General features: G+C 34.2%; 2 protein-coding genes. One reads left to right on the top strand and one right to left on the bottom strand.

Going from position 1 to position 2,486, the window contains the following annotated elements:
• Window positions 1–244: 244 nt before the first annotated feature.
• Window positions 245–1,153 carry an acyl-ACP desaturase gene (locus tag SB773_RS29700; RefSeq protein ID WP_131246107.1) on the bottom strand — a complete coding sequence of 303 codons (909 nt, stop codon included), beginning with the start codon at window positions 1,151–1,153 and terminating at the stop codon, window positions 245–247.
• Window positions 1,154–1,630: 477 nt separating this feature from the next.
• Between SB773_RS29700 and aiiA the strand changes: the two genes are divergently transcribed.
• A complete protein-coding gene (aiiA, locus tag SB773_RS29695) occupies window positions 1,631–2,383 on the top strand; it encodes a quorum-quenching N-acyl homoserine lactonase AiiA (protein WP_410593788.1) in 753 nt (250 codons plus the stop codon).
• Window positions 2,384–2,486: the final 103 nt, after the last annotated feature.

The following is a 2,486-nucleotide window of genomic DNA, read 5'->3' as shown; positions in this document are numbered from 1 at the left end:
AAACAATGTTATCGCCAATTTGAAACATATAATCCACCTCCATATATGGTAACCTTCTCAACCTTAACATATATGTGGTTTTTTATCAAATATTTTATAATATCATAAAATTGTTTTTATCGTCAACTACTTTTTATATAAAAATCAAATTAAGTAAAAACAGCACCAAAATAATAGGGAGCGTGTCGGATTTTTAATAAAGGGAAGGGGAATTTCCCCGCGTATATCCCCAAACCTTTACTAATTAACGTAGATCAGTTTTCTCTTGAAAACGACCAAATCGATCTCGTATTTTTTTTAATCTTGTATGGTACTCCAAAATCTCAATTCTTGCTTTTTCAGCTAGAGGTGCAATTGGTCTTAAATCTTTTAACCCCCAATAATCAACCACTACATCAAGTACTTGATCAAAATATTGTAGTGGTCCATAGTTAGCTTCTTTTGCGATCACAGCCATTCTATTTTCAAAATCAGGCATGACAGTACCTGGCATTTTAAAATTCCTAATTACATTGGCTATATGATAGCAATAATTAGGTTCCAATTCCAAATGTGTTCGAATGACGTCTCGATAAAACGCATAATGAAGAGTTTCATCTTTTGCAAGACGGCGTAATAATGTAGCAAGATCTGGATCGTGCTTACTTGCAACCTTAGCTACATTATTGTAAAACACCATCGTTGCAAGTTCTTGTAGCGTCGTATACGTCATTGCTTCGATTGGTGTATGAAAATCAGGCTCAAATCCACCCTCAACGACTGACTTTCTTAATTCATGTATTCTCTTAGGGTTCACACTTCGAGTGAGCAGTAAATATGTCTCCAATAAATTCGAATGTTGATCCTCTTCTGAGGTCCAAGTATGAATAAAATCTGTAATAACAGAAAGGGACCCTTTAAAAGTCGCAGATAAATACGTTGTAAACCATGGTAAATTCACTTCTGTTAATAAAGCTGTTTCAATGGCCGTAATTAAACCAGAAGGAAGAGTAACTTGACTTTCATCCCAAGGAACTCTTTTAAAGTCCATTCCCTTATCCCATGGTAAAAACTCATGATAACCCCAGTCTATCTTCTGCGCTCTTATTTTATGTTGTTCATACAGTTCTTTTAAACGTGGTTCTAATCGGAAATCTAAATCATTTGTTAGCATATATAAGTGCCCCCTTTTTTATCGTAGATAGTCATTCTATTTTTACATTCATTTGTATCCTTAAAAATTTTCTACAAATAAATATTACTTTCCTTTTTTTAAGCCCAATATAACAAATTTTTAACAAACCACTTTGAGAATGCTTTATTTGGGTGTTTTTGCCCATCCCCCAAAAAAGGAGAATAAGACAAAGTATACCAATGTGGAAAAGTAACTCTAAAATCAACCTTTATTGTGTATTTTGAAGTTACTTGACGTTTACTTTTCTACGGAAAGGTGACACTTTTATCCTGTGCCTAAAGGTGGACTGAATTCCTGCATAGGCTTTCCAGTATCACTGAATTTGTAATGAAAAGTTATGAACAATTGAAAAAATAATAGTTGAAATAATGAAAGGTGAGAAGGAGTTTATTTCTAATAAGCGAAATATTATATTGTATTGTTTTTTCCTAAATTATTTATAAAGGTGGATACATAATGACAGTAAAGAAGCTTTATTTCGTCCCAGCAGGTCGTTGTATGTTGGATCATTCTTCAGTTAATAGTACACTTACACCAGGTAAACTATTAAACTTACCTGTTTGGTGTTATCTTTTGGAGACAGAAAAGGGACCTATTTTAGTAGATACAGGTATGCCAGAAAGTGCGCTTAATAATGAGAATCTTTTTAAAGGTACATTTGTTGAAGGACAAGTTTTACCTAAAATGAATGAGAACGATAGGATCGTAAATATTTTAAAGCGTGCCGGATATGAGCCAGAAGATCTTCTTTATATCATTAGTTCTCACTTGCATTTTGATCATGCTGGAGGAAATGGCGTTTTTACAAATACACCAATTATTGTACAGCGTGCTGAATATGAGGCAGCACTCCACAGAGAGGAATATTTGAAAGAATGTATATTGCCGAATTTAAACTATAAAATCATTGAAGGGGATTATGAAGTAGTGCCAGGTGTTCAATTAATATATACACCGGGACATACGCCAGGGCATCAGTCATTATTAATTAAGACGGAAAAATCAGGTCCAGTGTTACTAACTATTGATGCATCATATACGAAAGAAAACTTTGAAGATGAAGTACCGTTTGCTGGATTTGATCCGGATTTAGCTTTATCTTCAATAAAACGTTTAAAAGATGTTGTTAAGAAAGAAAATCCGATTATTTTCTTTGGACATGATATGGAGCAAGAAAAGGGCTGTAAAGTGTTCCCAGATTATTTATGATATTGCATATAAAAAGTCATGGGCTCGTTTGAAGTGACCCCCGAAAGTTAGACAGGTCGTTTCATTAGGCAGCCTCTAGGGTATGAGCCCGGTATTGTACCGG

It is taken from the genome of Bacillus sp. SIMBA_074 (assembly GCF_046534555.1).
In the GTDB taxonomy this organism is placed as follows: domain Bacteria; phylum Bacillota; class Bacilli; order Bacillales; family Bacillaceae_G; genus Bacillus_A; species Bacillus_A mycoides.
The sequence above is the reverse complement of the archived record's forward strand: the minus strand, read 5'-3'. Positions and strand labels throughout refer to the sequence as shown.